The sequence below is a fragment of the Kribbella sp. NPDC050281 genome, assembly GCF_040655855.1.
GTDB lineage: Bacteria > Actinomycetota > Actinomycetes > Propionibacteriales > Kribbellaceae > Kribbella.
The window spans coordinates 74,265-97,618 of sequence record NZ_JBFAKS010000036.1 but is presented as its reverse complement, the minus strand read 5'-3'; the positions used below and the strand labels follow the sequence as shown (position 1 = coordinate 97,618).

Below are 23,354 nucleotides of genomic sequence, written 5' to 3'. Positions count from 1 at the left end.
TGATCGGTGCGCTTCAGAGGCTGTGGGCGGTGATGTCGCCCTGGGTGGTGGTGGCGTGGATGGTCAGGTCGGTCGCATCGCCGGTGTTCTTGAGCGAGTTCTGGATCCGGCCGACGGTGGTGCCGGCGTCCAGAGAGGCGGAGACTCCGGCGGCGGTACCGACCGACACGTTGCCGACCTGGGTGCGCAGTACGACGTCGCCGCGCACTGCCTCGGCGATCGTGATGTCGCCCTTCGCGGTGGTGATCTCGGCGGGGCCGTTCAGACGGCCGACCGAGACGTCACCGGCTTGGGTGGCCAGGCGGAGGCTCGCGGCCTCGTCGATCTTGATCGCGCCGTGCGAGCTGTCGTAGGCGACGTCGCCGAGGCGTCCGACGCCACGGAACTCGGCGCTGGCCGCCTTGGCCTCGACGCCGGAGCCCGCGGGGAGTTGGACGGTCACCTCGATGGACCCGGAGCTGCCGAGGATCTGGGTGGTCGTCGGGGCCTCGATCCGCAGTACGCCGTCGGCGTACTCGACCGTGGTCTGCTCCGCGAGCTTCACGTCGCGGCTCTTCGAGGCGTTCGACGGCCGGACGTCGACCGTGGTGTCGGAACGGTCGGCGGCGATGAACTGAAGGCGTCCTGCCGGGATGTCGAGGACGGCGGAGATCGTGGTGGGGGTGTCGAACTTCTGCATCGTGCTGTCCTCCTGGACCGGTGGTTTCTGACACCAGAAACGCTACGTTGCGTTTGAGGATCTAGCAATGTAATCATTGCGAAGAATCGCCATTCATGCAGGTCAGAGCGCGAATATCGTTGCAACAGTTGTGGTTTTAATGCAACGCCGAGGAGTGAGATCGTTGCATTGGAAGGAGAGTGAACGCTATTGTTTCGGCGTCAGCGAATCCTGGAGGGAGATCGCGATGCCGGGAGGCAGGCTCACCCAGCAACACCGCCAGCAGATCGCGCTGGGGCTGGCCGACGGGCTCGCCTACGCGGAGATCGCCAGGCGTCTCGATCGCCCGACCTCGACCATCACGCGGGAGGTGATGCGGAACGGCGGTCCGACCGCCTACCGTGCCGACCTGGCCCACCGCGCCACCGAACGCCGCGCCCACCAGCGCAGGCAGGCCGCTCCACGCGGGCAGCAGGCGCCTCCGCAGGGCCACGGACGTGATGCCGAGGCGGTGCGTGAGTACGAGGAGGCCTTCACCACTCTCGTCATGCAATCCGGCCTGCCGAAGATGATGTCGCGGGTGCTGACGGCCCTCACCATCGCGGACGAGGGCAGCCTCACCGCGTCCGAGCTCGCCCAGCGTCTCCAGGTCAGCCCGGCATCGGTCTCCAAGGCGAGCGCGTTCCTCGAGAGTCAGGGGCTGATCCGCCGGGAACGCGACGAACGCCGCCGCGAGCGGTACGTCGTCGACGCCGACGTCTGGTACCAGTCGATGATCGCCAGCGCCCGCTCTCACGCCCGGCTCGCCGAGACGGCACGGCAGGGCGTCAGCGTCCTCGGCCCAGGCACCCCCGCCGCCGGTCGCCTCGAGAACATCGCCCGCTTCGTCGACTTCGTCGGCGAAAGCATCGCCCGAGCCGCGGAACAGGCCCGCGAGATCCTCTACTCGACCCCGGAGGCACCCACACGGGTGGGCTCAGGTCGCGTCGTGGAAGACGAGGCCGAGGGTGTGGCGGTGGCCGGTGTGGATGGGGGAGACGCCGTGGCGGACGGGGGAGGCGGACCAGCCTCGAGTTGACGCGACCGGGCGGTCTCGGGTGGTGAAGACCAGGCCGTGGCCTTGGGGGATGAGGGTCGCCGTACCGCGGGATTGGGCGCGCGGGCGTTGCTCGACCAGGAGGAATTCGCCGCCGGTGTGGTCCACGCCTGGGTCGTTGAGGTTGATCACGACCTGCAGCGGGAAGACCTTGTCGCCGTACAGGTCGCGGTGCAGCGCGTTCCAGTCGCCCGGGCCGTAGCGCAGCAGGATCGGCGTCGGCCGCGTCTGCCCCGCCTGGTGGCACATCTCCAGCCACTCGTCCAACGTGTCCGGCCACTCCGCGTCCCGGCCGAGCTTGCCGTACCAATCCCTTGCTATCGGCAACAACCGCGGATACAGCGCCTGCCGCAACGCCTCCACCGCCTCGGGAAACGGCCGGTCGAAGTACCGGTACTGTCCCTCGCCGAACCGATGCCGCGCCATGTCGATCGTGGCCCGGAACCGCTGTACGTCGTCGTACAGTCGCGCGATCCCGGTCGCCTCCGCGGGCGTCAGCAGCCGCGGCAGCAACGCACACCCGAGATCGTTCACCCCGGCGGTCACCGCATCCCAGTCCGCCTTGGCCACTCGCTGTGCATATTTGTCGGTCATAGGGATGGAACGGATCAGACCGCCGGGGTGTGAGTCGCAGCAAGCAGGATGTCGAGCAGATCCGGCATGCTCCGGGCACTCGTGGCCTCGAGGTCCGGGACCGGGTTGGCGGCGGTGTCCTCGCTGTGGAACAGCACTGGACGGAAGCCGGCGGCGTGGGCAGCCGCGAGGTTGGTCGGCCGATCGTCGACCAGAACCGTGCTCCCCGCCTCGACCCCCGGATGTGCGAGCACGGCGTCGTACGCCGCAGGCGAGGGTTTGCGGGCACGGATCTCGGAGCTGACGAACCAGTGGTCGACGTACGGCTCGAGCCCGAAACGCCTGCGCAAGTGGGCGGACCACGGCCCAGCGTCGTTGGTCAGCACCAGCACAATCACGTCGGCTGCACGGAGCGACCGCAGCGTGTCGACCGTGCCGGCGGTCAGCTGATGACGGCCGCAGTACTCGACGTCGGAGGCCGAGTGTCCGACACCGAGAGCCGCCCAGAAGTCCTCCGTCGACAACTCTCCGAGTGTGCAGTGCCGGTACAGCCGGCGGATCTCGTCCTCGCCCGCCGTGCACCCGAGGTCGCGAAGGTAAGGGATCATGACGCCGCTCACCACGTTCCCGTGCCGGTACAGCACGCCCATGGCGTCGAGGACGACGACTCGTGCAGCCACTACTTGAGGACCTTGAAGCGGAAGTTCATGCGCTCCTGGGTGAGGACCTCGAGCTTGGTGGGCTCGACGCCGGGGCTGTCGTAGAAGCGCACGCCTTCGCCGAGGAGGACGGGGACGATGTGGAGGACGATCTCGTCGACGAGGCCGGCGTCCAGGCTCAGGCGTGGAACGGTTCCGCCGGTGACCACCAGGTTCTTGCCGTTCGCCGCCTTCAGGCCGTCGGCGACCACGTCGCGGATGTCGCCGGACACGTAGGTGAACTCCGGGATCGGATTGGTCGCCGGGTCCTTGCGCGTGTAGACGAGGACCGCTCCGCTCCACACACCGCCGTACGGCCGGTTCTCGCCGACGAGGTCGATGCGGCGCCCGCCGCACAGGAAGGCGCCGGTGGTGGCGATCACCTCGGCCGCCAGTGCGGACGGCTCGGTCCCGCCGAAACTCCAGTCGAGGTTGTCGTCGCGGTCTCCGATGAAACCGTCGAGGGACATGGTCATGTGCCAGACAACTGTGCCGGTCACGGGGATCTCCTTTCGGCTACGCACCACCCTGCCGGGTCGGGAAGTATGCGTCCAATGCCAATGCGAGCCCGGAATCATAGATACGATCGATCTATGCTCGATCTCGTCCGGCTGCGCGTGCTGGCCGCGGTCGCCGCGCACGGTTCGGTCACCGCGGCGGCCGAGGCGCTGCACTACACCCAGCCCACTGTCAGTCATCACCTCTCCCGGCTGGAGGCCGCGACCGGCGCGAAGCTGGTCCAGAAGGCCGGCCGGGGCATCCGCCTCACGCCCGAAGGCGAGCTGCTCGCCCGTCGCGCCGCGGAGATCATCGGCCGGGTCGACGCCGCCGACGCCGAACTGGCCGAACGGATCGGACTGCAGACAGGACGGGTCCGGGTGGGCTCGTTCAGTTCGGCGCTCAGCGTGCTCGTTCCACCGGCCGCGGCCGAGATCGGCCGCCGGTACCCGAACATCGAACTCGAGCTCGCCGACGCCCATCCCGTCGTCGCGCACCAGCAGCTGCGCGAGGGTGCGATCGACCTCGCGATCGTCTTCCGGTACGACGACGCCACGCCGGACGACGGCATCCGCTACACCTACCTCCTCGACGACCCGGTGTACCTGCTCAGCAGCCGGAGCGGGGAGACGCTCGCCGACCACCGGGACTCGGCCTGGATCGCGGGCTGCGTGAACTGCCGGCGGGAGCTTCTCGGCCACTGCGCCGACGCCGGGTTCACGCCACGGATCGCCTACACCAGCGACGACATCGTCGTGGAGCAAGCGTTCGTCGCCGCCGGGCTCGGGGTCACGACCATGCCGGGTATGGCGTTGCGGTCACATCTCGCCGAGGGCGTACACGCCACCGAGCTGCCCGTCGTACGCCGGATCTACCTCGCGACGTACGGCGATCCGCCGGACCCACCGGCCACCGCGGCGTTCATCGAGGCGCTGCGCAGCGTCCCGCCGCCGGGGCCGGTTGGAAGCACGACGTGATGGGCACCAGGAGCACATGCTGGAGCGTGTCGGGCTGCGGTACAGCCAGATCTGGAGGACAGCCGCAGGGCTGCTGGCCGCCATCGGCGTCATCGCGTCACTTGTCTTCGTGTCACCGGCGACCAATCTGGTCTTCTTACTGGTCTCGACCATCACGGTCGGCGCGGTCTATGTCAGCTTCGGGCTGGCGCGCGAGCTGCCGGCCGCGGAGCTGATCCGCGCGGCGCCACGCTGGGCCGGGCTCGGTGGGCTGTTGGTGCTGGCCATCTCCGGGTACGCCGCGGCAGTGGGAGCCGAGACGCTGGTCCTGCTCGCACTCCTGGTCGCGACGTCGCCGCCGATCGTCGTACGAGTCTGGCCGATGCCGAAATCGGCGCGGGAAGCGGAAACGGGGCGGTATCCCGAAGTAGAGTCGATCGACGAGGCAACGATCGTGCAGCTGGATGTCGATGTCGTACAGCCCACGCTGCGCGACCTGACCGACGAAGAGCTCTGCCTGGCATGGCGGCGGAGCTTCAAGCAACTGCAGAGTTCGACCGGGCGCGAGCTGCGACTCGGGGTGGCCGACGTCCGCCGGGCGTATCTGGACGAGCTCGAGCGACGGCAGCCCGAGGCGTTCGCCGCCTGGCTCGCCTCCGGTCCGCGCGCGGCCGGCGATCCGGCCAGGTTCTTCACACATCGCGCCGAGCACTGACCGCAGATCTGGGGGAGCAACAGACGGGAGAGCTGAGTGGCCAGCACCGACGAGGGCCGGAGTACACGCACGTTCTTCGGGCAACCGCCAGTACTCGCGAACCTCTTCGGGGTCGAACTGTGGGAGCGGTTCTCGTTCTACGGCATGCAGGGCATCCTGCTCATCTACCTGTACTACCCCGCCGACCAGGGTGGGCTCGGTATCAGCGAGACGACCGCCACCAGCATCGTCGGCGCGTACGGCGGTCTCGTCTACCTGTCCACGATCCTCGGGGCCTGGCTCGCGGACCGGGTGTTCGGTTCGGAACGAACCCTGTTCTACGCCGCGGTCGTGGTGATGCTCGGCCATATCGCCCTGTCGTTGCTCCCCGGCCTGGTGGGCGTCGCGGTCGGCCTGGTGCTGATCGCCCTCGGCAGTGGCGGGGTGAAGGCCAACGCCACCTCCCTGGTCGGCACGCTGTACGCCCCGGACGACGAGCGCCGTGACGCGGGCTTCTCGATCTTCTACCTCGGCATCAACCTCGGTGCGCTCGCCGGCCCGCTGCTCACCGGTCTCCTGCAGGAGAACGCCGGCTTCCACTACGGCTTCGCACTGGCCGCGGCCGGGATGTTCCTCGGCCTCGTCCAGTACGGCGCGGGCCGCCGACGGCTGAGCGCTGTCGCACGGGAGGTGCCGAACCCGTTGACGCCCGACGTGGCGCGGCGGGTCGCCGTCGGCGTCGGGATCGTGCTGGTGGTCGTCGTGGTGGTCCTCCTGACCGGAGTACTGCCGGCGTCGCGGTTCGCGACCGCCGTCGCGGTCATCAGCGCGGTCGCGGCAGTCATCTACTTCGCCGTCATCCTCGGCAGCGGGCGCCTGACCGCTGTCGAACGCAGCCGGGTCCTTGCCTTCATCCCCTTGTTCGTGGCGAGCGCCGCGTTCTGGTCGCTCTATCAGCAGCAGTTCACCGTGGTCACGATCTACTCCGACCAGCGGCTGGACCGGGACATCTTCGGCTGGGAGATGCCGGTGTCGTGGGTGCAGTCGATCAACCCGGTGATGATCATTGTGCTGTCCGGCGCGTTCGCGGCGCTGTGGACGAAGCTCGGCCCGCGGCAGCCGTCGACGCCGGTCAAGTTCAGCCTCGGTCTGGCGGTGATGGGGATCGCGTTCCTGCTGTTCCTGACGATGGCCGGCGGCGGTCCGAACAGCGCGCCGCTGCTCGGACTCGTAGGCATCCTGCTGGTCTTCACTATCGCCGAACTACTGATCTCGCCGGTCGGTCTGTCCTTGTCGACCAAGCTCGCGCCGCAGGCGTTCCGGACCCAGATGGTGGCGTTGTTCTTCCTGTCCGTGGCCCTCGGTACGGCGCTGTCCGGTGTGCTGGCGAAGTTCTACAGCACCGACCACGAGTCGGTGTACTTCGGTGTCATCGGTGCGGTGGCGATCATGCTCGGTGTTGCCCTCCTGATCGCGGTGAAGCCGATCCGGCGGCTCATGAACGGCGTGCACTGAACGCCATCCGCAGGTCGGCTCCGATGAGCTCCACCGCGTGCCGGCCGGCGGACAGCACGGCGGGGAAGTTCAGAAATGCGTGCATGGTGTCGGCATACTCGACCAACCGGTTGGGTACGCCGTCCCGGGCGAGACGACTCGCATAGTTGCGGGCGTCGTCCCGGAGCGGATCACATCCTGCCCCGAGCAGGAGCGCGGGCGGTAAGCCTGCCAGCGTTTCAGCACGCAGCGGTACGGCGGTCGCCGGCAACTCGCCGTCCGGGAAGTACTGCTGTGCGGACCACCGGTCGGCGGCGATACTGAGGAACGTGCCGTCGAAGAGGCGCACCGACTCGGTGTCCTGGTCGTGGTCGAGGCTGGGATAACACAGGATCTGCCGGTCGGGGAGTGGCTGGACTTCGTCCCGTGCAAGCAGGCAGGCACCAGCGGCAAGCGCCGCGCCCGCGCTCTGACCGCCGACCGCGATCCGGCCGTCACCGTTGAGGTCCGCGGTGTGCTCGCGCAACCAGCCCAAGGTGTCGCGGACGTCGTGGAGCCCTGCAGGGAAAGGATCTTCGGGCGCGAGGCGATAGTTGAGTGAAACAACGGTGACGTTGCCTCCGGCAGCGATCCCGGAGGTCGCGTACTCGATGTCACGCAGGTCGCCGCCGATGAACCCGCCGCCGTGCAACCACAACAGCACGGGCCTCGGCCCGGCCGCGAAGCGATAGATCCGCGCTTGGAGTGTGCGCCCGGGAAGGTCGATGGTGACGTCCTCGGCACTGGTGCGTCGGTCTCGCTCGCCGGCCAGCTCTGGGTCGGGGAACTCCTGCCGATCGAGCAGCAGCGCCTGGTACGGATCGAGCTCGGGGCCGGCCGGTTCGACAGCGAAGCGCTCGAGCAGTGCGTCGGTCTCGGCTTTGAAGGCGGGCAGATCCACGATTTCGATGCCCTCGGCAATGGTGCTCACGCCGGCACCGCCGCGGGGGTGAGGTGGCGAGCCGCATGCGCGAAGAGGAAACCGTCCGGGGTGGTGCAGACATACTCGGCCAAAGCTCCGATACCGCCGCCGAACCCACCGCCCGTCGAAGGATCCGCCCACGACGCGTCGTCGTACTGCTCGATCTCGGCGAGGAGCGCCGCGCCGACGCTGTGGAAGCGGTGCAGGAGCAGGTCGGAGGGGATGTGCCGGCCCGCCTCGACGCCGCCGACGTTGAGGGCGCTGCCGATCTCCGCCGTCTCCCACCGCGGGTCGAGACTCCAGTGCAGCCGCCCGGCCTTGGCGTCGCAGAGCACAGCGAGGTTGATCTCGTCCCACATCAGAATGTGCGCGGTCAGGTCGTGCAGCGAATCGCAGAAGTGCCCGAGCGGCCCGGCAGTCACCCGGTACGGCGCCCGCAGTTCGGCCTCGCTCAGTCCGTCGATCCGCTCCAGCAACAACCGCTGGTCCGCACGAATCAACCGCGCGGCTTCAGCCGGCGATGTTGTCGGTGTACGCATGCGTCCAGCCAAGCAGGACGAACGCCGTCCGCTGCGTGGATTGAGTCAAGTCCTCAATCCACGCAGCTTCCGGTCGGCTACTGCTCGACGTGCGCGCGGAGGCGGCTGGGACGGTCGCCCGGCTGCGTTGGCGTGGTGTAGACCGCGAGGAACAACAGGCTCAGCGTGACGCCGTAGATCGCGACCGCGGCGGCCAGAGCACTGGACGTACCTCGTCGTGATCGTTGCCCTCGGCACCTTGCTGGGCCGTGGTTCGGCCTGGGCCACGGCGACGGCGACGGTGGTGTGCGCGATCCTGTTCCGGCCGTTGCGCGGACGCCTCCAGGACCTGGTCGACCGCCGCTTCAACCGGTCCCGGTACGACGCCCTGCACCGGATGGCGGACTTCCTCGACGCCGTCCGGGCCGGCCGCCGGGCGCCCGAGGAGGTGCGGACCGTGCTGCGCGAGATCCTCGCCGACCCCGGCCTCGACCTGTTCGTCTTCCTGCCGGAGAGCCGGCGGTACGTCGACCTGGACGGTGCCGACCGCGATGTCGAGGACGGCCGCGCCAGGATCATCCTCGAGCGTGGCGATCAGCGGATCGGCGTCGTACTGCACGACAGTCCCGCCGGCCTCGGGCCGGAGCTGCTCCGCCGGGTTGTCGAAGACAGTGGGCTGGCCGTCGAGATCGCTCGGCTGCGCGCCGAACTGCGGCTGCAGCTGACCGAGGTGAAGGCGTCGCGGGCGCGGATAGTTGCCGCCGGCCACGCCGAGCGCCGCCGGATCGAACGCGACCTGCACGACGGTGCCCAGCAGCGACTGGTGTCCATTGGTCTCGCGCTCCGGCACGCGCAACATCAGCTCGGGTCGTCGCCGGAGGCGGCCGGGTCGACCCTCGACGGCGCGGTCGCGGAGGTGAGCGTCGCGATCGACGAGCTGCGCGAGCTCGCCCGCGGTCTGCCGCCTACGCAGCTCGACGCCGGCCTGGGGCCTGCGTGTCACGACCTCGCACGCCGGGCGCCGCTGCCGGTGATCGTGGAAGTGCCCGCCGAGCGACTCGATGCCGGTGTCGAGGCAGCCGCCTACTTCATCTGCTGTGAAGGTCTCACCAACGCGGTCAAACACGCCGAGGCGACCCGCGTCGCCCTGAGGGCCTGTCGCGACGGCGACCACTTGGTCGTGACGGTCGACGACGACGGCCGCGGCGGGGCAGCGGCCCGGGACGGTACCGGACTCACCGGTCTGGCCGATCGAGTCGCCGCTCTTGGTGGCACCTTCCGCATCCAGAGCCGGTCGGGCGCCGGTACGACCCTCGTCGCGGAACTGCCATGCGGGTCGTGATCGCGGAGGACCAGGTCCTGCTGCGGGAAGGGCTGGCGATGCTCTTCGTCGATGGTGGTCACCAGGTGGTGGAGACCCTCGGAGACGCGGACCGGTTGCTTGCGACCGTGACGTCGTACCGGCCGGACCTTGTCGTGGCGGACATCCGGATGCCCCCGACGTTCAGCGACGAAGGCGCCCGGGCGGCGAAGGAGCTGAAGGCCGCGCACCCGGAGATCGGCGTACTGCTGCTGTCTCAGCACATCGAGACGGCGCACGTGGTCGAGCTCGTGTCCCTCGGCGGGTTCGGGTACCTGCTGAAGGACCGCGTGCTCGACGTCGGGGAGTTCCTCGCCGCGGCGGAACGGGTGGCCCGAGGCGGCTCAGCCCTCGACCCCAGGTCGTCGCCGGCCTGGTCGCCCGCCGCCGCGAGGGCGATCCGCTCACCGCGCTGACCGACCGCGAACGTGACGTCCTCGAACTGATGGCCGAGGGCCTCACCAACACCGGCATCGCCAAACGCCTCTACCTCAGCGAACGCACCGTCGAGGCCCACGTCCGCCACCTCTTCATCAAACTCTCCCTCCCCGAGACCCAGGACAACAACCGCCGGGTCCTCGCCGTCCTCACCCACCTCAGCGCCGCCCGCGAGTAGGTGGTCAGTCCTGGGCGAGGCGGGTGAGGAGGTGGTGGAGGGTGGATTGTTCTTCGGGGGTGAGGCGGGCGACGAGGGTGACCATGGCGTCGCGGCGGGTGCGGCGGATGGTGGTGAGGACCTCGGTGCCGGCGGGGGTGAGGGTGACCAGGGTGGCGCGGCGATCGCCCGGGTCCGGGTGGCGGGCGACCAGGTGGGCGGCCTCCAGGTCGTCGACGACGGAGGTGGCGGAGCGCGGGACGATGCCGAGCCGGGTCGCCAACTCGCTCAGGCGGAGGGCCTGATCGGATTGGTCGAGGGTGCGCAGCACCCGGAACTGGCCGTGGGTGACGCTCTCACCCACGCCGTCCTTGGTCGCGCGGCGCTGACGGCGAACGATGCCCTCGAGCAGGGCCGCGATCTGTTCAGCGGTGTCTTCCGGTGCATGCACGAACTGAGCCTAGTGGTGAGCCGGGATGGGCGGGACTTGTGAGTTTAGCTCATAGTGAGTTAACCTCAGTATATATCGTCCCCGACCGAGAGGCTCAGATGTCACAGATCTCCGGACTTCCGGGCGCGGGAGCCGGCGGCGGTCGCGCCATGCGATCGCTGCTGAAGGACTCCTCCGTCCGCCACCACAAGCTCACTGCGGGCACCCTGCGCCGCATCATGACGTTCGCCCGTCCCTACCGCGGCTTTCTGGCCGTGTTCCTCGTCCTCGTCGCCTTCGACGCCGGTACCGGCGCCGTCACCCCCTTGCTCTTCCGCGCGATCATCGACCGCGGCATCGTCCCGGGCCACGCCGAGGTGGTGGTGTGGCTGTCCCTCGTGGTTGCGCTGCTCGCCATCGCCAACAGCGCGATCACGCTGGCGGAGCGCTGGTTCTCGTCCCGGATCGGCGAAGGACTCGTCTACGACCTGCGCACTGCCGTGTTCGATCACGTGCAGCAGATGCCGGTCGCCTTCTTCAGCCGCACCCAGACCGGTGCGCTGATCCAGCGCCTGAACGGCGACGTCCTCGGCGCCCAGCAGGCGTTCACCTCGACTCTGTCGAACGTGGTCAGCAACGTGCTGAGCGTCGTTCTCGTCCTCGGCGCCATGTTCGTCATGTCGTGGCAGATCACTCTGCTCGCCCTCGTCCTGCTGCCACTGTTCGTGCTGCCCGCACGGCTGATCGCCGGCCGGTTGCGCGAGGCGACCGCCGAGACCTACCGGCTGAACGCGACCATGGCCCAGACGATGACCGAGCGCTTCAACGTCGCGGGCGCCGTACTGGCCAAGGTGTTCGGCCGGACGCAGGACTCGTCCCGCGACTTCGCCGGCAAGGCCGCGCGGGTGCGCGACATCGGCGTCACCACCTCGATGTACGCCGGAGTCTTCCGCGTCTCGCTCACCCTGGTCGCGGCCCTTGCGGTCGCCCTGGTGTACGGCGTCGGCGGGGTCTTCGCGGTCGAAGGGGCGCTCGGGATCGGCACGGTCGTTGCCCTGACCGCCTACCTCACCCGGCTGTACGGCCCGCTGACCGCACTCTCCAATCTCCAGGTCGACGTGATGACCACGCTGGTCAGCTTCGAGCGCGTGCTCGAGGTGCTCGACCTCCCGCCGATGGTTGCCGACCGCAAGGATGCGAAGGAACTGCCGCCGACGGTCGAACCGTCGATCGAGTTCGACCACGTCTCGTTCCACTACCCGTCGGCCGCGGAGGTGTCGCTCGCCTCGCTGGAGTCGGTCGCAACGCTGTCCGCCGAGACCGGCGAAGAGGTCCTGAAGGACGTCAGCTTCACCGTCGAACCCGGCCAGTTGGTCGCCGTCGTCGGTCCGTCCGGCGCCGGCAAGACCACGCTCTCGTCCCTGGTGTCCCGGATGTACGACGTGACCGACGGCGCCATCCTGGTCGGTGGGCGGGACGTCCGCGAGGTGACCCAGAGCTCACTGCGATCCGTCATCGGCGTGGTGACCCAGGACTCGCACATGTACCACGACACGATCCGCGCCAACCTCTTGCTCGCCCGCCCGGAGGCAACCGAGGCGGAGCTGCAGACGGCACTCGAGGCCGCGCAGATCGCGACCCTGGTGAACAGCCTGCCTGACGGCCTAGACACCGTGGTCGGCGACCGTGGCTACCGGTTGTCCGGTGGTGAACGCCAGCGGCTCGCTATCGCCCGGCTGCTGCTCAAGTCGCCGTCGATCGTCATCCTCGACGAGGCGACGGCCCACCTCGACTCCGAATCCGAGGCCGCGGTCCAGGCCGCGCTCGCCAACGCGCTGGTCGGGCGTACGTCGCTGGTGATCGCGCACCGGCTGTCGACGATCCGCAACGCCGACGTCATCCTCGTCCTGGACGAGGGCCGGATCCGCGAACGCGGCACCCACGACCAACTCCTGGCCGCGGGCGGCCTCTACTCCGAGCTCTACACCACCCAATTCGCCAAGGCCGCCTAGGTTGCCGAGTCGAGCCTGAGCCGGCGCAGTTCCGGATCAGCTGGACCGGCCACTCCGGTCACGAGCAGCGTGAGCCCGGCCCAACCCGGTGGGATCCACAGCACGTCAGGATCTCCGCCGGCGAAGGCCGGGCGTTCGCCTGTCCACACCCTCCCGATGCACTCGCCGGACGACCACGCGGTCACCCGCACCTGCACACCTTCCGGCCGGAGCAGATAGCCGGTCTCGGAAGCCGGCAGATCCACCTCGAGCCACGCCTCCTCACCCAGCCGCACAGCCATCGGCAGTACGACGTCCTGCCCCGGCCCACCGCGACCGGCAAAGGCAGTCAGCAGCTCGTCGTCCTGCACAGCACACGTCCAGCCCGTCACCGGCTCCAGCCTGAGCAACTCCGCGCGGAGACGCCCACCACTCGGGTCATGCGGCACGGTGACCGAGATCTGCTTGGTCCCGGCCCGCAGCAGCATCCAAGGATTCTCGGCGTGGACCGTGATCGGCTCACCGTCGTCCACGGACACGGCGACCGGTGCGTGGGCGCCGTGCAGGTGCAAAGCGGTCGTGGTCTCGGCCGAGATTCGTCGCGTGTAGGTGACCGGCGTACCCACACGGGTGCTGCTCCAGCCAGTCAGAACTCGCGTCGGCGCAGGGTCGCCCGCCCAGTGGCCATCGACCGTCCACAACGCCGAGATATCCTCGGTTCCGACGACCGTCCAGAGACTGCCCAGACCACGCAGCGCGCCGAGCCGGAGTGCCGGCAACCGGGCGTCGTCGAAGTTGGCGTGACCCCAGATCTCCACGGTGGCACGGATCTCGCCGCTGAGCCCTCGAACGTCGATCCGCCGGGTCGCGCCGAATCCCGCGAACGTGTGAAGCCGGCCGCCGATCGACAGGTCGACAATGTCGGCCGCACCCACGAGCAGCAGTTCGTTGGTCAGCGCCGCCGTGGTGGTGTAGATCCCCCGGCCGCGATAGACGCCGAGCGACTCCAGCGTCGGCGCCAGCTCGTGCTTGCCCGCTGGTGTCTCCGGTGCTGCCGTGGCCCGTCGTCGCACAGCGGAAACCTCTTGCGACAAAGGACTCTCAGGAGGTACGACCTCGGCGGCTCGCGGCTGCACGGTGACGCTGACGCCGTCGACGAGCTCGGTCGACCCGACCGCGATCTCCACCGAGCTATTGCCAATGACAACAGTGACCGGCACCGCCGAGCAGAACACCAGGCCGTCGTCCGCCAGCTCCACCACATCCGCCGATGCCAAGCCCAACATCATGTCTCCCAGCGGGACGTCGATCAGCATCAACGGACAAGAGTCCGCCGCTACCGCCACCGACACCCCGTTGACCAGCGCTCGCCCATCGCTGCGGCCGAGATTCGGTACGGCGACCAACTGTCCACCGCCATCCAAGTCCAATGCCGCCGGTGCCGAGCTCGTCGGGAAGTCGGTCGTCACTTCAACAGGAGCCCCCGGTGTCGCCAGCGCCAGCCGCGATCCCAGTGCATCGATCACACGCCCGAGCAACTGCGCCTCGGCGTACTCAGGCCGCTCCACTCCGGTCGACGAGACGTACCCGCCGAAGTCGTAGCCATGGCTCATGAAGTTGCCCGGCTTACCCCAGTTCCCGCTCGATGGGGTGTATCCGAAGTCCCAGCCGGACGCCTGCAGGTACGGCGCGAGCAGCGACGCACCACTGGCGAGCAGCCGCCTCAGGGTCCGATGCCGCCGGTTCGTCTCGGTGATCAGCAACGGCAGCGCGCGGTCCGAGAGCAGGTCCGCGTACCGGCGTACCTCGGCCTCGATGTCCGGCGAGTCGTCGTTCGGGTAGAAGTTGCACGCCGGTACGACGTCCGCGACGTTGCCGGTGGCACCGAACAGATCACCCTGGCCGGCGCAGGCGATCAGCGGCACGGTGAGGCCGTGGGCAACCGCCTGGTCCCGCAGCGCGGTGATGTACCCGGGCCGGTCCTCGCAGTCGAAGAAGTCCAACTCGTTCTCCAACTGGACCATGATCACGGAGCCACCAGCGCCGTGCTGGCGAGCGGCCAGGATCGGCAGCACCTGGTCGAACCAGGCCGTCACGGCCGCCAGGAAGCCGGGCTGGTTGTCGCGGATCCGCAGCGACGGGTCGAGCCCGAGCCAGGCCGGGAGCGCGCCGCCGTCCCACTCCGAGCAGATGTACGGCCCGGGCCGGGCGATCACGTGCAGCCCGGCCTCGTGGGCGAGATCCAGGAAGGTGGCGACATCACGCCGGCCCTCGAACGACCACCGGCCGGGCGCGAGCTCGTGGAAGTTCCACGGCAGGTACACGTCGATGCAGGTGTACCCCGAGGCCCGGACCTGGTCGAGTCGCGCCCGCCACTGCTCCCGGGGCAGCCGGAAGTAGAAGAGGGACGCACACAGCACGACCCGCGGTTCGCCGTCGATGTGGATGCCCCGGGCATCCAGTTCCACTGAACTCATGGAGCCAACAAGATCAGAGTCGGCCGGTGGTCGCCAGGTACCGTCTTGCACCGTCGCGCCGGCGCGACGGAGGGTGGAGGCGTGAACCTCGTCATCGGAGTCGACATCGGCACCGGCAGTACCAAGGCCGTCCTGACCACCATCGACGGGACGGTACGAGCCGTCGCGCGACGAGACCACGCCCCGAATCTGCCGCGGCCGGGCTGGGCGGAGATGGACGCCGAACGCGACTGGTGGGGTGACGTCGCGGAGGTGCTGAGCGAGCTGACCTCGACGCATCCGGACGCCCGGATCGATGCCGTCTGCATCTCCGGCCTCGGACCATGCGTCGTCCAGACCGATGAGCAACTCCACCCGCGAAGGCCGGCCATCCTGTACGGCGTCGACACCCGCGCGACGGTGGAGATCGACGAGATCACCGCACAGCTCGGCGCGGACGCGATCCTGCAACGCTGTGGCAAGGACCTGTCCAGCCAGGCGATCGGTCCGAAGCTGGCGTGGTTGCGCCGGGAGGCCGGCGAGGCCTGGCGACCACAGGACCGGTGGTTCAGCGCGCACACGTACGTCGTGGCCCGGCTGACCGGTGAGTGGGTGCTCGACCACCACACCGCCAGCCAGTGCGACCCCTTCTACGACATCCACACGCAGGTCTGGGCGACCGACTGGGTTGAGCAGGTCCTGCCAGGTCTGGCACTGCCACGCTTGGTGTGGCCCTCGGAGCAGGTCGGAGTGGTCCATGAGGCCGCGGCTGCGGCGACTGGACTAGCCCAAGGGACTCCGGTCGTCGCAGGCACCGTCGATGCGTGGGCGGAGGCCTTCAGCGTCGGCGTACGACGTCCTGGCGACCTGATGCTGATGTACGGCTCCACCATGTTCTTCGTGCAGGTGTTGACTGCGCCGACGAGTGTGCGCGGGCTCTGGACGACCTCTGGGGTCGAGCAGTCAACCCACACACTGGCTGCGGGGATGGCGACGTCCGGCACGATCACCACCTGGCTGCAGGACCTGACCGGTGGCGTGCCGTTCGAGACGCTGGTCGCCGAGGCCGCCGCTGTTCCCGCGGGGAGCGAGGGCCTGGTGATGCTGCCGTACTTCAGCGGGGAGCGGACGCCGATCTACGACCCACTCGCGCGTGGCGTGATCGCCGGACTGACTCTGCGCCACCGGCGTGGCCATCTACTGCGGGCGGCGTACGAGGGAATCGCTTGTGGCGTGCGGCAGATCGTGGAGTCCTTCGAGGAGGCGGCTGGGCGGCCGACCCGCATCGTCGCGGTCGGTGGCGGCACGCAGGGCGGACTGTGGACGCAGATCGTGAGTGATGTGAGCGGTCTGGTCCAGCAGGTGCCCGCAGAGACGATCGGAGCGTCGTACGGCGATGCACTGCTCGCGGCGATCGGGGTCGGCCTCGTGCCACCGGAGACGGACTGGGCCCGGCTGGATCACACGATCCAGCCGGATCCATCGACCACGTCCGTCTACGCCACCCTCTTCCAGACGTACGGCGAGCTGTACCCGGCGACCCGTCCCCAGGTGCACCGGCTGGCCCGCTCGGTGCAGTCGTCAGGTGACGTCGCTGATGTGGAGCACGGTGCCGTTGGGTAGATCGCGGTCGAGCAGCGACCAGATGGACCGGGCGACGTCTTCCGGTTTGGCGAGCAGACCCTGTGCGTCCAGTTCGCGGAAGCGCCGGGCGTCCGGCACCTGCTCTTCGGTGGTGGCTCGCAGCTCGGCCTGCATAGCGGTGTCGACGGCGCCGGGTGACACCGAGATCACCCGGCAGCCCGGACTTCGGCGGTCCTGCTCCAGCCCGACCGTTCGCACCCATTGGTCGATCGCGGCCTTGCCGGCGCAGTAGCTCGACTCGCCTTCGTGCGGGTGCTTGGCCGCGCCCGAGGACACCATGATCAGGTGCTGGTTGTACGGCTTCTCGGCGACCGCCTGCAGGAACGCCTGGCCGAGGACCTGCGCCGAGGCGGAGTTGAGCAGCACGTTGCGCGTGTACTCCTCGGTGTCGACCCGGCCGGCGGACCCCAGCGGGGCCAGCGTGCCGGCGTTGTGGATGAACACCACCGTGTCCCCGTCGAACCCGGACAGCCGCCGATCGAAGTCCTCGGCCACCACCGGCCAGGACGCCGGATCGGCCAGATCCACCGCCACGTGAAACGCCCCCGGCGTCCCGCCGCGCCGGGAGATGTCGATCAGATCCGCGTCGAACGGAATCGTCGCCGCCAACGCCGCCCCGAGTCCGGCCGATGCGCCGGAGATCCACACCAGCATCCGCCCCAGCGGATTCATTGCTTCCCCACGCCCGAAGGCAGGCAAAACTCACTCATAGCAGTTCCCCCCTGCGGCGCCCGGACGGTGCGCTGCCACGCAGCCTACGACGCGAAGCCCTCCGGATCGAAGTACTCCTGGACAGTTTTCTGTCGCGACAACCCATCGTTCACCGGCCGCAGTCACCCCGTCGCCCTCGGCCCTCCGTCCGGGCACGATGGGTCGGCCGGAGACGTTGGTGAGGACATGTACGCACCGACCGCTGACGTGATCGCCGAGGCCTTCGCACTCGGGGAGCCAGTCGGCGAGCTGGTCCTGGTACGACGCGGCGACACCGACACGTGGCGGCTCGGGACTGTGACCGGCAGCTACTTCGTGAAAGGGTACTGGTCCTCGACCGCGCAGTTCACGCCCGGCGGTCTGACCGATCAGCTCGCAGTGGCGATGGCGTTCGAGAACCGGGCGCTGGCCGCGGGGATCGACCAGGCCGAGCCGATCGCCCCGGTCGATCCCGTGCTCGGCTGGATCACCCGCATCAACGAGCGTCTCTTCCGCGTCTACCGCTGGATCGAGAACCGCCCGCTGGCCGCGGACGACGACATCACAGGGTGGCTCGGCCGCACCATGGCCAAGGTCCACCAGTTGCAACCGCTGGGCGCGTCCGGCCTGCCCGACTGGTGGCGTACGGCGCTCCGCCCGCGCGCCGACTGGGAGAAGTGGTTCACCGCGGCGGGGGAGCGCGGGAAGGAGTGGGCGGACCTGGCGTGGGACCGGCTGCCTCTGATCCTCGACCTGACCGACCGCATCCAGAACGTCTGCGAGCTCGCGCCGGACTGTGTCGTGACCCATGGCGACTTCAAGACCCACAACCTCGTGATCACCGAGGATGGTCCGGTCCTGGTCGACTGGGACAGCGTCCGAGTCGACAGCGCTGCCCTGGAGGCCGCCCGCGTCGCCTACATCTTCGCGGCCGGTCAGCAAGAGCCGATCACAAGCATCCTGACGGCGTACACAGCCGCAGGCGGCGACGTCAGTTGGCCCGGTCAAGACCTGTTCCTGAGCGAGTCTCGCCACGACCTCCACATCCTGTTCGAGCACGTCCTGGTCTGCCTCGGGGACATCCCGGCCGCCCGCTGGATGACCGACCCCGAGCAGGCCGTCACGAAGCAGCTCACCGAGTTCCCCGGCAAGCTCGCCGGCCTGCGGAGCCTGGTGGGCTAGAGGTCGTCGATCTCGTCCGGGCGGACCAGGCCGTCTTCGATGGCGCGGGCGAGCAAGGCCGCCTTGCCTGCGGCGTGCCGACCGACCTGCCCGTACTTGATCCGTGCTCGGTCGATGTACTGCTTCACCGTCGTCTCGCGGATTCCCATCCGCTCGGCCACCGCGGCCTTCGACCGGCTCTGGAACCAGAGCAGCAATGCCGTCCGTTCCTGCGGCGCGAGCCGGGGTCGCTGATCGGCGACCATCACACCGGCCATCGCCGGAGGTACGGCCGGCCGATCGTGCCCGGTCGCAACGATCGCATCGACCAGGTGGCGCGGTCCCTCCTGCTTTGTGACGTAGGCAATGGCTCCGGCGTCGAGGGCGGCGCGCACCATCTCCTCGCCGGAGTGCTGGGAGAACACGATGACACGGCGTCCGCCGTCGGCGAGCCCGGCGATCGCGTCGATCATCAGCCGCCCCTCGAGCTCGAGATCGAGCAGGATCACGTCCGCGTGCCGACCGGCACCGTTGACCGCCGCGTCGAGGTCCGGTCCGGCCGAGACGATCCGGACCCGAGCGGCCGCGTCCTGGCCGATCCAGGTCCGGACTCCTTCGATCACCACCGGGTGATCGTCGACCACGGCCACCGTCACTGATGTTGCCATCGGGCCTCCAGCCACACGGGATCCGGTCGTCCGACCTGGTCGCCGACCGCTGACACGATCACTTCTTCCGGGCCGCCGTACACCGTGACGCGGGCCCAGGTGCTCGACGCGACGAGTGCTTCGATCGCCGGCTCGGTGAGGATGCGGCGAGCCTCGAGTGGGAGCTCCGGCAACGGGCCGGCCGTCGCGAGCTCGACCAGTACGCCGCGGCGCTCGGCGACGTTCACGCAGGCCCGCACCTCGTGCAGCAACGGATCCGGTACGTCGTCGGACTCGGCGAACAGCCGCCGGAGCCGGGCGGCCTCGATCGCGCAGCGGCGCTGTACGTCGGGCGAGTCCGGGTCGAGCGACCCGTCCGCGAGGCCGTCGAGCAGCGGCGCGACCTGGCCACGGAGCGACTCGTAGCGGTCCCTGCGAGCTTCGTGGAGTGCGTCGGCCACCTCGCGGTCCGCACTCGACTCGGCTCGCTGCGCCGTCGCGAATCCCGCCACCGCGGCCGCGTCGTCGAGCGCGCGCGCCGCGAGCAGCACAGCCGACGGGACCAGTACGCCGCCCGCGCAGGCGATCACCAGGAAGCGCGCGATGACGGTCAGGTCGATGTGGTGGTCGGTGAGCAGCAGGACCGACAGGTTCAGCAGGATGTTCGCGAGGAAGACCACGCCGAACGCGATCAGGCGCTCGCGCAGCATCAGCAGTACACCGATCAGCACGACGTCACCGAAGGCCCAGTTCGCGGCGCCGGTGATCTGGTCGCCGGGAACCATCGCGACCGCGAGCGCGCCCGCGGCGATCACCGCCGCCGCCGACCGCCACCAGTGAGCGAAGGCCGGTCGGCCGGTCAGCAGCCTGATCGAGCCATGCACCAACAGAGCCGCCAGCAGCGCCCAGGCGATGAGCTCCGCGCCGGTCGCGCGGTAGAGCCCGGCGCTGAGGACGAGTGACGGCAGGACGTAGACGACATGCCAGACGCCGACGATGACCACGACGCTGATGTCCAGTGCGCGGGCGAGGCCGGACCGGATCCTCGCCGCTTGATCACCCTCGCCGGTCACCGTCACCCCACCGCAGGACGACCCGGGTACCGCCGGCCGGCATCGACAAGACCTCGGCCACTCCGCCGACGTCCGCCATCCGCCCCAGGATCGACTCCCGCACACCGCGGCTGTGCGCGCCGATCGCCCGTACGTCGAAGCCGCGGCCGCGATCGCGGATGTCGACGCGCAGCCGTCCCGCCCGGTCGACCGAGACTCCGACGCTGGCGGCGTCGACTCCGGAATGCCGTACGACGTTGCGCAGCGCCTCGCCGACGCACGCCGAGATGGCGGCGGCGACGTCGGCGCGGACGGACACCACGGGCAGCGCGGCGGCAACGTCCAGGTCGGCGGCTTCAGTCTCGATGACGGAGCGCAGCCTGTCGTCGAGCCGCTCCTGCCGATCGGTCCGGGACGGCCCGGCGGACAGTGCGCGCAATGCCGCGGCGTCGGACGCGGCGCGGGCGTGCAGGATCGCGGAGCCCGATCGGACCGAGCCGGAGCCGACCATCGTCAACGTCGCGAGCGCGGTGTCGTGCAGTTGGCGGAAGTGTTCGCGCTCGTCGGCGCGTCGGGCCGCTGCCACTTGCGCCTCCCGATCCTGCAGGGCTTGGCGCTCACACTCGAGCTCGGCGGCGCGTCCGGCACGACGTACGAGCTGGACTGTGGCGGCCGCCAGTCCGGTCTGGATCACCAGGATTCCGGCGCCGATGAGCATCGACGGCTGGAAGTCTGTCGCAAGTGCTTGCCCCAGGGCGTGGGCGGCGCTGATGAGTACGCCGATCGGCACGCCGACGGCCGGGCGGAGCCGTAGCTGAGCCAGCAGGACCGCGGCGGTGGCGATCGGCAGCAGCCAGGCCGAGCTGTTCGGAAGCTCGGCGGTTGAGACCAGATGGCCTTGTAGTAGGAGGATCGCGCAGACGATGAGGCTGTCGGCAACGACCAGGCGGTGCGTCAGTCCGTGCCGGACCACCACCGACAGGAAGAGCAGGCACCACACGGCGAGTCCACCGAGGACCGGCACGAGCCAGCGCGGTGCGACCGGTGGCGCGAGACTCAAGACGGCCGCGATGGCGCCGAGGCCGACGGTTCCGAGCCGCAGAGCGAGGCCGTAGACGGCCGCGAAGCGGTCCAGTGCGCGATCAGGAGCGCCGCGTTCCAAGGCCAGATCCGCAGGCACTGGCGCGCGTGAAACTGAGGCCCTCGCATCAGCGAGAAGCCTGTTTGTGTCGATCAACATCCCCCCATGCGGTTCCCTGCCGCAGCAATACCTTGCCCGCCGGAGTCGCGACCGTCAACAACACAGAGCGACCGAACCTCAACCGGCAATGACCTCCGTTCGGAGGTCCCTCGCCGTACCCGCCGGCCCGTAGCGTCGGTGCGGGGGAACGGCAGCCGAGTCACAGCTGCGAGGGGGAGAGATGAATCGGCACAAGACCAGCAGTCGATGGTGGGGACGAGCACTGCTCCGATTTCGATGCCATCAGCAACGAGATTCACACCTGAACTACTGATGAGGGGGGATGTATGACGTTTGATGTGCTCTGTGTCAGGGGCGTGGGGGAGGCGGGGGACGAGACGATGTTTCCTGGGCTGGATGGGGGTGGGAAGGTCAACCAGGAGTTGCTGGACGGGGGTTCGGCGCAGCAGTTGGTGGCGCGGGCGATTGCGGTGCGAGACGTTGGTGGCGGAAAGGCCCGGACCGTTGTCGAGGTGCGGGAGATCCGGGCCGAGGTGATCATCACCGACGCACGAGTGATCCTGCTGTGTTCGAAGTACGACAAGGGCGGCGGCTGGGTCGGCAGTCCCGGTACGGCGCTGATGCTCAACGCGGTCAGCAAGCTCAGGGCGGCGCGCCGCAGCCGCGGCACCGCGCTGGTCGGGCACATCCGTTACCCGTGGCTGATCTCGGTCGGCTTCAGTCCGAAGCAGGGCTGGCTCGACGAGGAGGTACTGCGGCTCGTCGTTCGCGACGGTACGGCGGATCCGTCCAGGCTGCTCGTGGTCGACCTGAATCTGCCCAAGGAGACCGACTCAGGCGCGGTCGCCCGCGCGATCATGCTGCGCGCTGTGCAGTACCGCACGACGCACGAGACGCTGACCGACGACGAACTCGCCGGCTTCCGGCAACTCGCCGAGTCGCCCGAGCTCGCCCGGCCGCAACCGAAGAAGTTCGCGGTCTACGCGATGCCGACGTCATGGCAGGCCAAGCCCGCGACCGCCTACCCGCGGACGGTGTGACGCCGATGCTGACAGCACTCATCGTTGTCTGCTACCTGATCACCATCGCCGCGGTGATCGATGCCGTACGACGCCCGTCGTACGCCTGGGTCGAAGCCGACCGGAACCGCGCCTACTGGGTCAGCGGTCTCGTCTTCGGTCTGTTGTTCCTGCCGGTGGGGATCCTGCTGGCGATCGCGTACGCGGTCGGTGTCCTGCCCAGGATGACCGAGTCCGCCGGATCCGACGCATTCCGGAGGCGGCCATGAAGCTGCGCATCCTGGCTACGGTGCTGCTCCTCGGCCTGGCCGCGACCGGCTGCGGCGACGACTCGCCGAACACCGGTGCGGTCGCAGCCCAGACCACCGCACCGACACCCACCGAAACCCCGACCTCAACCGAGACCACCCCAACGGAAACAGTCCCGACGGACACGCCGTCCGTTGATCCGCCGAGTGAGGAACCGACCGAGCCCGAAGACAGCGAGAAGCCTGCTGTGCTGCCGCCGGAGGCTGCCAACCGCCCCCTGACGCTGAGCAGCATCTTCAAGTCCCCGGACGGTTGGCGCGACGGCCGGTACGACGTCGCTGACCGCAAACAGGCGACGGGGATCGGCGGCGTCCTCAACGGTTGCGGAGACTCGTACAGCCAGGTTCTCGAGCTTCGGCTGGCGAACAACTTCAGCAAGATCAAGCTCGAGTTCGGCGAGAGCAACTCGTCCGAGAGCTCGGAGCAGATCCTGCAGGTTCGCGTCGATGGCAACAGTCAGTACATCGACCAGAAGACCGTGAAACTGAACCAGATAGCGGCCTTCGACCTGCCGGTACAGAAGGTGAACGCGCTCAAGATCATCTTGTCGCTGAAGGACTCCGACGGCTGCCAGAGCGGTGAGGTGGAGGCCGTGCTGATGAACATGGTGCTGTCCTGAACACGCAGCCCACCTCCGGCGACGCGACGAAGCT

23 protein-coding genes and 1 pseudogene are annotated in these 23,354 nt (G+C 69.0%); 12 read left to right on the top strand and 12 right to left on the bottom strand.

Features of this window, described 5'->3' with window-relative positions:
- Positions 1 to 13 precede the first annotated feature (13 nt).
- Positions 14 to 679 (bottom strand): DUF4097 family beta strand repeat-containing protein, encoded by a 666-nt coding sequence (locus AB0I34_RS32360; RefSeq protein ID WP_360452456.1) that lies wholly within the window; start codon positions 677 to 679, stop codon positions 14 to 16.
- Between the two features lie 226 nt (positions 680 to 905).
- Between AB0I34_RS32360 and AB0I34_RS32355 the strand changes: the two genes are divergently transcribed.
- Positions 906 to 1,736 (top strand): helix-turn-helix domain-containing protein, encoded by an 831-nt coding sequence (locus AB0I34_RS32355; RefSeq protein ID WP_360452454.1) that lies wholly within the window; start codon positions 906 to 908, stop codon positions 1,734 to 1,736.
- Here AB0I34_RS32355 and AB0I34_RS32350 read toward each other — a convergent pair.
- The 3 genes from AB0I34_RS32350 to AB0I34_RS32340 are packed head-to-tail and all read right to left on the bottom strand — an operon-like array spanning position 1,635 to position 3,525.
- Entirely contained in the window at positions 1,635 to 2,348 is a 714-nt protein-coding gene (locus AB0I34_RS32350) for a 2OG-Fe(II) oxygenase (RefSeq protein ID WP_360452452.1), read from the bottom strand. The genes AB0I34_RS32355 and AB0I34_RS32350 overlap by 102 nt on opposite strands.
- Positions 2,349 to 2,362: 14 nt before the next feature.
- Positions 2,363 to 3,007, bottom strand: coding sequence for an HAD-IA family hydrolase (locus AB0I34_RS32345; protein ID WP_360452450.1), 645 nt, complete (start codon positions 3,005 to 3,007; stop codon positions 2,363 to 2,365).
- A complete protein-coding gene (locus AB0I34_RS32340) occupies positions 3,007 to 3,525 on the bottom strand; it encodes a dihydrofolate reductase family protein (RefSeq protein ID WP_360452448.1) in 519 nt (172 codons plus the stop codon). Before AB0I34_RS32340 ends, AB0I34_RS32345 begins: the two co-directional genes overlap by 1 nt.
- A 93-nt stretch (positions 3,526 to 3,618) precedes the next feature.
- Between AB0I34_RS32340 and AB0I34_RS32335 the strand changes: the two genes are divergently transcribed.
- The 3 genes from AB0I34_RS32335 to AB0I34_RS32325 are packed head-to-tail and all read left to right on the top strand — an operon-like array spanning position 3,619 to position 6,688.
- On the top strand, positions 3,619 to 4,500 hold the full coding sequence (locus AB0I34_RS32335) for a LysR family transcriptional regulator (protein ID WP_360452446.1): 882 nt from the start codon (positions 3,619 to 3,621) through the stop codon (positions 4,498 to 4,500).
- A gap of 16 nt (positions 4,501 to 4,516) precedes the next feature.
- Positions 4,517 to 5,194 (top strand): hypothetical protein, encoded by a 678-nt coding sequence (locus AB0I34_RS32330; RefSeq protein WP_360452444.1) that lies wholly within the window; start codon positions 4,517 to 4,519, stop codon positions 5,192 to 5,194.
- Between the two features lie 36 nt (positions 5,195 to 5,230).
- Positions 5,231 to 6,688 (top strand): peptide MFS transporter, encoded by a 1,458-nt coding sequence (locus tag AB0I34_RS32325; protein ID WP_360452442.1) that lies wholly within the window; start codon positions 5,231 to 5,233, stop codon positions 6,686 to 6,688.
- Here AB0I34_RS32325 and AB0I34_RS32320 read toward each other — a convergent pair.
- Both AB0I34_RS32320 and AB0I34_RS32315 read right to left on the bottom strand, forming a co-directional pair.
- The gene (locus tag AB0I34_RS32320) at positions 6,669 to 7,637 is read right to left on the bottom strand and encodes an alpha/beta hydrolase (RefSeq protein ID WP_360452440.1); all 969 of its coding nucleotides are present in this window, start codon (positions 7,635 to 7,637) and stop codon (positions 6,669 to 6,671) included. The genes AB0I34_RS32325 and AB0I34_RS32320 overlap by 20 nt on opposite strands.
- Positions 7,634 to 8,167: a hypothetical protein gene (locus AB0I34_RS32315; RefSeq protein WP_360452438.1), complete on the bottom strand. Its 534-nt coding sequence runs from the start codon at positions 8,165 to 8,167 to the stop codon at positions 7,634 to 7,636. The genes AB0I34_RS32320 and AB0I34_RS32315 overlap by 4 nt, the downstream gene beginning before the upstream one ends.
- Positions 8,168 to 8,384: 217 nt before the next feature.
- On the opposite strand from AB0I34_RS32315, the gene AB0I34_RS32310 reads away from it, so the two are divergent.
- Both AB0I34_RS32310 and AB0I34_RS32305 read left to right on the top strand, forming a co-directional pair.
- Positions 8,385 to 9,488 carry a histidine kinase gene (locus AB0I34_RS32310; RefSeq protein ID WP_360452436.1) on the top strand — a complete coding sequence of 368 codons (1,104 nt, stop codon included), beginning with the start codon at positions 8,385 to 8,387 and terminating at the stop codon, positions 9,486 to 9,488.
- A pseudogene (locus tag AB0I34_RS32305) lies at positions 9,476 to 10,122 on the top strand (response regulator transcription factor). Before AB0I34_RS32310 ends, AB0I34_RS32305 begins: the two are co-directional and overlap by 13 nt.
- Before the next feature lie 4 nt (positions 10,123 to 10,126).
- Here the strand turns inward: AB0I34_RS32305 and AB0I34_RS32300 are convergent.
- Positions 10,127 to 10,552, bottom strand: a complete 426-nt coding sequence (locus AB0I34_RS32300) for a MarR family transcriptional regulator (RefSeq protein ID WP_360452434.1) — start codon at positions 10,550 to 10,552, stop codon at positions 10,127 to 10,129.
- Positions 10,553 to 10,701: 149 nt separating this feature from the next.
- Here AB0I34_RS32300 and AB0I34_RS32295 point away from each other — a divergent pair, with 149 nt between their 5' ends.
- Positions 10,702 to 12,543, top strand: coding sequence for an ABC transporter ATP-binding protein (locus AB0I34_RS32295; protein ID WP_360452432.1), 1,842 nt, complete (start codon positions 10,702 to 10,704; stop codon positions 12,541 to 12,543).
- Here the strand turns inward: AB0I34_RS32295 and AB0I34_RS32290 are convergent.
- Positions 12,540 to 14,999: a beta-galactosidase gene (locus AB0I34_RS32290; RefSeq protein WP_360452430.1), complete on the bottom strand. Its 2,460-nt coding sequence runs from the start codon at positions 14,997 to 14,999 to the stop codon at positions 12,540 to 12,542. The two genes, AB0I34_RS32295 and AB0I34_RS32290, sit on opposite strands and share 4 nt — an antisense overlap.
- An 81-nt stretch (positions 15,000 to 15,080) precedes the next feature.
- Here AB0I34_RS32290 and AB0I34_RS32285 point away from each other — a divergent pair, with 81 nt between their 5' ends.
- Positions 15,081 to 16,601, top strand: a complete 1,521-nt coding sequence (locus AB0I34_RS32285) for an FGGY-family carbohydrate kinase (RefSeq protein WP_360452428.1) — start codon at positions 15,081 to 15,083, stop codon at positions 16,599 to 16,601.
- On the opposite strand, the gene AB0I34_RS32280 is transcribed toward AB0I34_RS32285, so the two are convergent.
- Positions 16,560 to 17,294: an SDR family NAD(P)-dependent oxidoreductase gene (locus AB0I34_RS32280; protein WP_360452426.1), complete on the bottom strand. Its 735-nt coding sequence runs from the start codon at positions 17,292 to 17,294 to the stop codon at positions 16,560 to 16,562. The genes AB0I34_RS32285 and AB0I34_RS32280 overlap by 42 nt on opposite strands.
- Before the next feature lie 225 nt (positions 17,295 to 17,519).
- Here AB0I34_RS32280 and AB0I34_RS32275 point away from each other — a divergent pair, with 225 nt between their 5' ends.
- Positions 17,520 to 18,494, top strand: a complete 975-nt coding sequence (locus AB0I34_RS32275; RefSeq protein ID WP_360452424.1) for an aminoglycoside phosphotransferase family protein — start codon at positions 17,520 to 17,522, stop codon at positions 18,492 to 18,494.
- Here the strand turns inward: AB0I34_RS32275 and AB0I34_RS32270 are convergent.
- The 3 genes from AB0I34_RS32270 to AB0I34_RS32260 are packed head-to-tail and all read right to left on the bottom strand — an operon-like array spanning position 18,491 to position 21,352.
- A complete protein-coding gene (locus AB0I34_RS32270; protein ID WP_360452422.1) occupies positions 18,491 to 19,141 on the bottom strand; it encodes a response regulator in 651 nt (216 codons plus the stop codon). The genes AB0I34_RS32275 and AB0I34_RS32270 overlap by 4 nt on opposite strands.
- Positions 19,126 to 20,193 carry a hypothetical protein gene (locus tag AB0I34_RS32265; protein WP_360452420.1) on the bottom strand — a complete coding sequence of 356 codons (1,068 nt, stop codon included), beginning with the start codon at positions 20,191 to 20,193 and terminating at the stop codon, positions 19,126 to 19,128. The genes AB0I34_RS32270 and AB0I34_RS32265 overlap by 16 nt, the downstream gene beginning before the upstream one ends.
- Positions 20,177 to 21,352, bottom strand: coding sequence for an ATP-binding protein (locus AB0I34_RS32260; protein ID WP_360452418.1), 1,176 nt, complete (start codon positions 21,350 to 21,352; stop codon positions 20,177 to 20,179). Before AB0I34_RS32260 ends, AB0I34_RS32265 begins: the two co-directional genes overlap by 17 nt.
- A 347-nt stretch (positions 21,353 to 21,699) precedes the next feature.
- Between AB0I34_RS32260 and AB0I34_RS32255 the strand changes: the two genes are divergently transcribed.
- The 3 genes from AB0I34_RS32255 to AB0I34_RS32245 are packed head-to-tail and all read left to right on the top strand — an operon-like array spanning position 21,700 to position 23,320.
- Complete coding sequence (locus tag AB0I34_RS32255; protein ID WP_360452416.1) at positions 21,700 to 22,413, top strand: hypothetical protein; 714 nt, start codon at positions 21,700 to 21,702, stop codon at positions 22,411 to 22,413.
- A gap of 5 nt (positions 22,414 to 22,418) precedes the next feature.
- A complete protein-coding gene (locus AB0I34_RS32250; RefSeq protein ID WP_360452415.1) occupies positions 22,419 to 22,661 on the top strand; it encodes a hypothetical protein in 243 nt (80 codons plus the stop codon).
- On the top strand, positions 22,658 to 23,320 hold the full coding sequence (locus AB0I34_RS32245) for a hypothetical protein (protein WP_360452413.1): 663 nt from the start codon (positions 22,658 to 22,660) through the stop codon (positions 23,318 to 23,320). The genes AB0I34_RS32250 and AB0I34_RS32245 overlap by 4 nt, the downstream gene beginning before the upstream one ends.
- Positions 23,321 to 23,354 lie beyond the last annotated feature (34 nt).

Coding starts and splice junctions, on each gene's coding strand:
- AB0I34_RS32315 (WP_360452438.1), bottom strand. CDS start 8,167: ATGCGTACACCGACAACATCGCCGGCTGAAGCCGCGCGGTTGATTCGT.
- AB0I34_RS32275 (WP_360452424.1), top strand. CDS start 17,520: ATGTACGCACCGACCGCTGACGTGATCGCCGAGGCCTTCGCACTCGGG.
- AB0I34_RS32245 (WP_360452413.1), top strand. CDS start 22,658: ATGAAGCTGCGCATCCTGGCTACGGTGCTGCTCCTCGGCCTGGCCGCG.
- AB0I34_RS32255 (WP_360452416.1), top strand. CDS start 21,700: ATGACGTTTGATGTGCTCTGTGTCAGGGGCGTGGGGGAGGCGGGGGAC.
- AB0I34_RS32295 (WP_360452432.1), top strand. CDS start 10,702: ATGCGATCGCTGCTGAAGGACTCCTCCGTCCGCCACCACAAGCTCACT.
- AB0I34_RS32280 (WP_360452426.1), bottom strand. CDS start 17,294: ATGAATCCGCTGGGGCGGATGCTGGTGTGGATCTCCGGCGCATCGGCC.
- AB0I34_RS32250 (WP_360452415.1), top strand. CDS start 22,419: ATGCTGACAGCACTCATCGTTGTCTGCTACCTGATCACCATCGCCGCG.
- AB0I34_RS32335 (WP_360452446.1), top strand. CDS start 3,619: ATGCTCGATCTCGTCCGGCTGCGCGTGCTGGCCGCGGTCGCCGCGCAC.
- AB0I34_RS32355 (WP_360452454.1), top strand. CDS start 906: ATGCCGGGAGGCAGGCTCACCCAGCAACACCGCCAGCAGATCGCGCTG.
- AB0I34_RS32270 (WP_360452422.1), bottom strand. CDS start 19,141: ATGGCAACATCAGTGACGGTGGCCGTGGTCGACGATCACCCGGTGGTG.
- AB0I34_RS32350 (WP_360452452.1), bottom strand. CDS start 2,348: ATGACCGACAAATATGCACAGCGAGTGGCCAAGGCGGACTGGGATGCG.
- AB0I34_RS32290 (WP_360452430.1), bottom strand. CDS start 14,999: ATGAGTTCAGTGGAACTGGATGCCCGGGGCATCCACATCGACGGCGAA.
- AB0I34_RS32330 (WP_360452444.1), top strand. CDS start 4,517: ATGCTGGAGCGTGTCGGGCTGCGGTACAGCCAGATCTGGAGGACAGCC.
- AB0I34_RS32360 (WP_360452456.1), bottom strand. CDS start 679: ATGCAGAAGTTCGACACCCCCACCACGATCTCCGCCGTCCTCGACATC.